Origin of the sequence: uncultured Sanguibacteroides sp., from assembly GCF_900543425.1 — a bacterium.
GTDB lineage: Bacteria > Bacteroidota > Bacteroidia > Bacteroidales > Marinifilaceae > Gabonibacter.
In genome coordinates this window covers 77,717-84,385 of the sequence record NZ_UQRQ01000013.1, presented here as the reverse complement: position 1 = coordinate 84,385, position 6,669 = coordinate 77,717, and the positions used below count along the sequence as shown (strand labels likewise).

The 6,669-nt window shown below is 36.8% G+C and carries 4 protein-coding genes; 3 read left to right on the top strand and 1 reads right to left on the bottom strand.

The genetic code is table 11. The annotated features are described in order from the left end of the window. Positions 1-28: 28 nt before the first annotated feature. Positions 29-415 carry a fibronectin type III domain-containing protein gene (locus tag QZR76_RS08950; protein ID WP_294142372.1) on the top strand — a complete coding sequence of 129 codons (387 nt, stop codon included), beginning with the start codon at positions 29-31 and terminating at the stop codon, positions 413-415. A gap of 650 nt (positions 416-1,065) precedes the next feature. Further along, positions 1,066-4,311, top strand: coding sequence for a hypothetical protein (locus QZR76_RS08945; protein WP_294142371.1), 3,246 nt, complete (start codon positions 1,066-1,068; stop codon positions 4,309-4,311). Positions 4,312-4,593: 282 nt separating this feature from the next. On the opposite strand, the gene QZR76_RS08940 is transcribed toward QZR76_RS08945, so the two are convergent. Then, on the bottom strand, positions 4,594-5,709 hold the full coding sequence (locus QZR76_RS08940; protein ID WP_294142370.1) for a hypothetical protein: 1,116 nt from the start codon (positions 5,707-5,709) through the stop codon (positions 4,594-4,596). A gap of 107 nt (positions 5,710-5,816) precedes the next feature. Between QZR76_RS08940 and QZR76_RS08935 the strand changes: the two genes are divergently transcribed. Beyond that, positions 5,817-6,221: a fibronectin type III domain-containing protein gene (locus tag QZR76_RS08935; protein WP_294142368.1), complete on the top strand. Its 405-nt coding sequence runs from the start codon at positions 5,817-5,819 to the stop codon at positions 6,219-6,221. The last annotated feature ends 448 nt before the right edge of the window (positions 6,222-6,669 follow it).

Here is a 6,669-nt window from a genome sequence, read left to right as displayed (position 1 = left end):
AATTATTAATATATAAATTAATAAAATCATGAAAAAGATTAGAAAAAACATTTTGAAATTATTCTTGTTCGTCTGTTTTGGCTTGGCTGTCGCTACAATTGCATTTGCTAATCCTTTTGATCCCCCTGGGCGTCCGGGAACGCCTATGGTTATTGATAAAAATAAAAATGGATGTACAATAGAATACACGAAGCCTAAAAAGGATGGAGGATCGCCAATAACAGGTTATATTATTGAGTGTAGAGACGGATTCTGGTCTTCTTGGAAGATCAAAGGAATATCTACGACACTTCGATATACTGCTGTGAATTTGATAGAAGGACATGAGTATAGTTTTCGTGTTAAAGCTGTAAATGCAGCTGGTCCGAGCGAGCCTTCGGACCCTAGCGATTATGAAACAATAAAAGATCGATAGTAGTTCTAATAAAATACGAAGAAATAAAAAAAGATCCCGGATAATTCAATGTCATGATTATTCGGGATTTTTTTTATAATATAAAATGTAGTTATAAAAATGTATTTTTATCGTTGTCTTTTAACAAAATAAAATGTGCTTTAGATGAGGTCGGATCGTCACTCTTTCAGAATGTGTAGCAATTCGTTTGCGGTCTCATTTTCGCCTAAATGGTCAGATCTGCTTTATATAGCGTGAGGCCCTCCTCGTTATACTCGCAGAAGTACACGGTGTTTCCATCGTTTGATATGCTATAATAACCTTTTTTTCTTTTCGGTAAATTAAACTTTTTGATCGGGTTTAAATTCCAGTCAAACACGAATATGGCTTCTCTTCGTAGTCCTGAATTTGATCTTCTTCATTTAAATAGCCATTGGTCGCTTGTTCTATTTATAAACATTATTTATTTAAATAATAAAATTGAATGGTATTCGTAAGGCATTCTATACAAATAAAATATCCGAGAGTTGACGCCCCGTATCCTTGTATTAGATTTTTATACTCAATAAATATTTTTGTTTTTAATAGTACTTTGTATTGCATAATACTATTTTTTATTTGTATCTTTGTCTTGTACTAAAAATAAATCACAAAAAACAAAATCTGCAAATATGGAAATGACAAATCTAAAAACCGCTATATCTTACGAGAGCAAGCTGGTAAAAAGAAACTGGTTGTTTTACCTTTTTATCTTCGGAGTATTATGTATATTAGGTATTATCTTCCCGTTGAGTATTTATGAGGGTTTGTGGCATGACGTCGTGTTCGTATCTTCCATGCCTTTAAGTGGGATTTACTTTTTGAACTTGTTTCAATCGGTAATTATTATCTTTATTACCTGTGATATCCAGAGAAAGCGGAAAAAAGCCGAAACCCGGGAGGTGCTTTCCGCACGACCTATCAGTAACGGCCAATCTTTCCTCGGAGAATTTTTAGGTGTTCTTCTCCCGTTTCTGGTAATCAATGTCGTCTTCATGATTATCTCCATGTTAATCAATATATTCGTTCCGAATTCTCCGGTTAACTTGTGGGTAAATCTTTTCTATCTTCTCACGCACACGTTACCCACGCTTGTTTTTATCACCGGGTTGTCCTTGCTGGTAAACAAGCTGGTCAGGCACTCTTTTGTCAGTTGGGTTATTCTGGTAGCCTTTCTCTATTTTGCGTACGCTTACTTGGAAACACCTCTTCACGGGATATTAGATTTCCGGGGGTATTCGCTTCCGAACTCTTTTTCCAGCATGGTCGGACACGTGCATCTCGCGTATTATCTGCTCCATCGGGGCGTTTTCTTGCTATTAGGAGTAAGTTTTCTCTATTTTGGCATTTTGCTCATGAAGAGGTATCCCGGTGTCCCCGGCCGGAGACGCTATTTAATCGTTCCCGCCTCCCTGTGTTTGGTACTTGCCATAGGTCTCGGATACATCTATGTTGAAAAATATCAAACCCGCTTAAAAAATAGAATCGAATACCGTGCGGTTTTTGTAAAATACGATGAATACCCCAAGGCACGAGTACTCACTCACGATATTACATACCAATCCAAGGGAAATAAATTCTCGGCAACAAGCCGGATGAAGGTCCAAAACCAGAAAAAAGTAACAATAGATCAGCTTCTGCTCTTTTTAAACCCGGGTTTAAAAATCAACAAGATTGAATCCGGCGGGCAAAATCTTTCTTTTCACAGGGATCATCAGGTAATTGTCATTGAACGTCCCTTGGCTCCCGGTGAAAATATCGAAATAGAAACAAAATACGAGGGAAATATCGACGAGGATATTTACCAGGTGAATATCCCTGATAACAAGTTCTTTTCTCCCCTTACTTGGGCTTCTCCCAGAGAAAATTATGGCAAACGCACGGCTTTTGTCTCGAATAAATACACTTTACTTATACCACAAGTGATGTGGTACCCGACAGCGGTTGCTCCGGTCGAGTTGCAGGCATCCAAGGAGATCAATTTCACGGATTATACCCTGCACGTTACAAACCCGGGTGAAATGACCGTTTTATCGCAAGGAGAACCTGCGAGAGAAGGGGATAAGGTTACGTTCCATAATTTACAAAACCTGACCGGGGTAAGCCTTTGTATCGGGAATTACAAGAAAAGGGCGATTACCGTCGATTCTCTTACTGTCGAGTTTTATACTTACCCGGGAAATGATTTTTACCTGAAATATTTCGATGAATGGGAAGCCCTGAAAAAAGATAACCCGGACCGGGAAAAGAAGTTAACGGAAATATTTAATCAATGTAAAAATAAAATCGAGCACGGTAAACCCAATCTTTATCCCTTTCAATATTTAAAGCTCATCGAGATACCTTCATCTTTATCCTTTCTAAGTACTGCTTCGTTTAGCGATAATACTCAACCTGAAATATTGTTTTTTGGGGAACGATTATGTGAATTGGAATCTACACATCCCGGTACTTTTTCGGGTGACCCTAGCCGTGACGAGAGTGTTCAGGACTTTATGCTGAACTATAAGATTCCCTTCTACTTTGACCAGATGAGTATAGGCCACATCTTCTCGGGTTACAATAGTAGCATCATGTCTGACACGTATCAGGGTATAGAATTAATATTCAAACAGATGATAAACCTGAAAGAATCCAGAGATAGAGTGAGCCCGAAAATGTTAAATCATTTTGCAGAAAAAGGATTAAAAGGAATTATCGCGGAAGGATATAACAGGGAACAAAATACTGCCATTCATCTGAAAGTTTCTCATTTATTAGGTTATCTGACAACGATTACTACCTGGGACTCCCTAAGCCGGTTCATGCGGGAATTTAATGAACGTACCCGTTTCCAGGAAATTAACTTCGATTCGTTTATCGGAGAATTCGAACAGCGTTTCGGGCAGAACATCAAAGCTTACATGGACGATTGGTACACGAGTCGCCAGATTCCGTTGTTATCGATAAAAGATCTATCCCGTAAAACAACAGAAGAGAGGCAAATTATCGATTTTAAGGTAGGCAATTTCAGCGAAACGGACGGCATTATTTCTGTCGTTACGTATGGTCCGTATCAAATCGGAGGCCAATCAATCGAAAATTACCGAAGTTACCTGATCAAACCCGGGGAGTGTAAACGAATTATCGTTCATGAAGACATAGAAAAAGAACTCCAGCTGACCACTAATTTTTCGGGCAATTTACCGGAAAACATTTCATTCGATTCCAAAGAATGTCCTTTATCGGGACCCCTACCCAAAGAAGGAATCACCCTGATAGAGAAAACTCAATTCTATCCCCCGGGAGAGATCATCGTTGACAACGAGGACGAGAACTTCCAGTTGATCGATTCGGCAAACAATCGAAAACGATTGACCGATCTGGTCAAAAAAGAGGACGATCAGGAATACATTTTTATAGAAAATACTAAAGCTAACGCATGGAGTCCTTCTTTATTAAAGGAATTTTACGGTGATCATATCCGTAGCGCTTTCACCAAAAAATCCGGTACGGGAAAATTCAAGGCCGAATGGATAGCAGACATTCCGGAAGCGGGAAAGTACGAGATATTTATCTATAGACCTCGTATCGTTGTAGCTTGTGACGGGGAGTTTTTTGCAACCGATCACCCGGGGATGAAAAACTATTATACCGTTTATACTTCAGAAGGAAAAGAGGAAATCATCCTGGAAAATCAAGAAGGAGCTTCACCTTGGATAGGGGTTACATCCACCTTGCCGGCAGAAGAAGCCTGGGTATCGTTAGGCACATTCACTCTATCGAAAGGAGAATCCCGTGTCGTGTTGGACGACCGGGGTGCACCCATTCAGGATAAAGTATTTAAGCATTTTCAATTGGTGGTCGCCGATGCCGTCAAATGGGTAAAAATTAAATAATTATGAGGACCTAATATCATGAAGTAAACCCTAAAAGTCAAACACTTTTAGGGTTTACTTCATGAACAAAATCACGCGACTGAGACGGTGGTATTTTCTTTATACTCGCAAAAGTGCATGTAATTTTCATCATTTGATATGTAATAATAGCTTTTTTTTATCCGGTAAACCAAATCTTGATCGGCTTTAAAATATCAATCAAATATGAATATTGCTTTTTTTTGTTGTCTTGTTTTTTATCATCTTTACGAAGAGACAATTCATTCGTAATCTCGTTTGTGCTTAAATAGTTAAATCTGCTTTATACAGCATGAGCCCGTCCTCGTTATATTCACAGAAATACACCGAGCTGCAATTATTTGATATCGTGTAATAGCCTTTTTTTCTATCTGGCAAATCAAACTTTTTGATCGGGTTTAAATTCCAGTCAAACACAAATATTGCCTTTTTCCGTCGTCTTGTTTTTTTATCTTCTTCACTGAAATAGCCATCAACCCCGCACAAAATATATGTATCGTTCGATTTTATCAAACCGATACTCTGATATCTATCGTTTGTTGTAATAAACGACATTTCCTCTCCGTTGCGCTGAATCCTCGTGTATCTTTTTTCGTTTATTACATTTCCGCTGTTAATGTCAAATGTGTATAATATAAATTGATCGTTTACGGAAAAAACAGCCGTATCATTGTTTTTTATCTCAATAAAGCCTTGGGCGTAAGCCCATTTTATCAGATCATTTGCGGCTAATTCTCTATTTTTCGCTTTCCTGACATCAAAACTGTCGTATTTTATTGTTTCGTAAGATTTTGCTTCATTATTATTAAATAGGACAACCGATTTTTTATTGATTTTGTTTCTTATTCCTTTTTCGACTTCGAATAAGGTGGGACGTATTGTTGCGAGAACGGAACTATTGGGAAGCTTAATCATTTGAGATACAAAAATACTATCGGGGTTAGTTGTCACGGAAAATTTTCTTTCTTCCATGGGTGTATCATCTATTATGTCTTTTTTGGCAAAAGTTTTTATCGTGTCTTGACTTGTATAAAGTTGAACGGAATCACCGATCATTTCAAATGCTCTTAATTCAATTAATTCATGGGTCGCTTTTCCTCTCGGTATAATTATAGATAATTTCTCTCCTGTATTTAGGTTGTAACAGGATCCGAAATCATGTTCCCCTCTTTCGAAATGCCATAGTATGGAGTCATCAATCACGCAACTGCCTTTTTCAAGAATGTCATATTTTTTAAAAAGCTTAAATTCCAATTTTTCGCTAACGGGAAAATCCGCATCTAAATTTGAAACAGGGCTTGTCGTTTTCTTCATCATGTTGTTACAGTTGAAAAAAGAGATGCCAATGAAAAGTGCTAAAAATTGAGTTACTTTCTTCATTAGTATTATGTTTTTAAAAAATAATAATAAATAATTGCAAATGTAGATAAAATAATTAATTTTGTTGGTGATATGTTTAAATTATCAACATTTAAATGGAACAAACTATGAAAAAGATTAGAAAAAATGTTTTTAAGTCATTATTATTTGTTTGTTTGGGTTTAACCCTTGCGACAATCGCTTTTGCTAGTACAAGGAATCCTTTTGATCCTCCTAGTGCTCCGGGAAAGCCTCAGTTTGTTGATGTGTGGAAGGATGGATGTCACATAAGATACGATAAGCCTATCCATGATGGAGGAGCGCCGATATTGTTATATCTTATTGAGGGTAAGAATGATTCATGGGGGTGGGATAGATGGGTAGACAAAGGGGCAACTCGGGATCTTGAATTTACCATCTCTGATATGAAGGAAGGATCTTCGGCGTCATTTCGCGTTTTTGCTGTAAATGAAGCAGGAAAAGGTCCCGCATCAAAGGAATCTAATATTGTAAAATTTGAAGATCCGTTCTAATTGCAATAAAATACTGCGGAATAAAAAAATCCCAGATAGTCATGATATGGAGTATTTGGGATTTCTTTTGTAAAAGGTAAATCTTATGAAAGAACGTATGCTTTGTTATTGTCTTTTAGTGGCACGAAAGTGTGTTTTAGCTATTGTCAAATCATCATTCAATTTTTTTGGGTGGAATATAAATTAAAATATCCAACCTTATCGATGTTCAAATAGGTGGTCATTCAGTTGTTTAATTGTTCTTGCTCCTGCGAAGCAATTGTTTGCGTTTAAAAAGACAAGGAGTGAGGATTTTGATAAACACAACTAAAAAAAAGAAATTAAAAGCAATATAAAATGAGTCATTTTTCTTCATAAGTATTATTTATTATAAAAAATAAAGATAATTAATTGTAAATATAAATGAATTAATTATGTTGATGATATATTAAAAAATATAACACTTAAA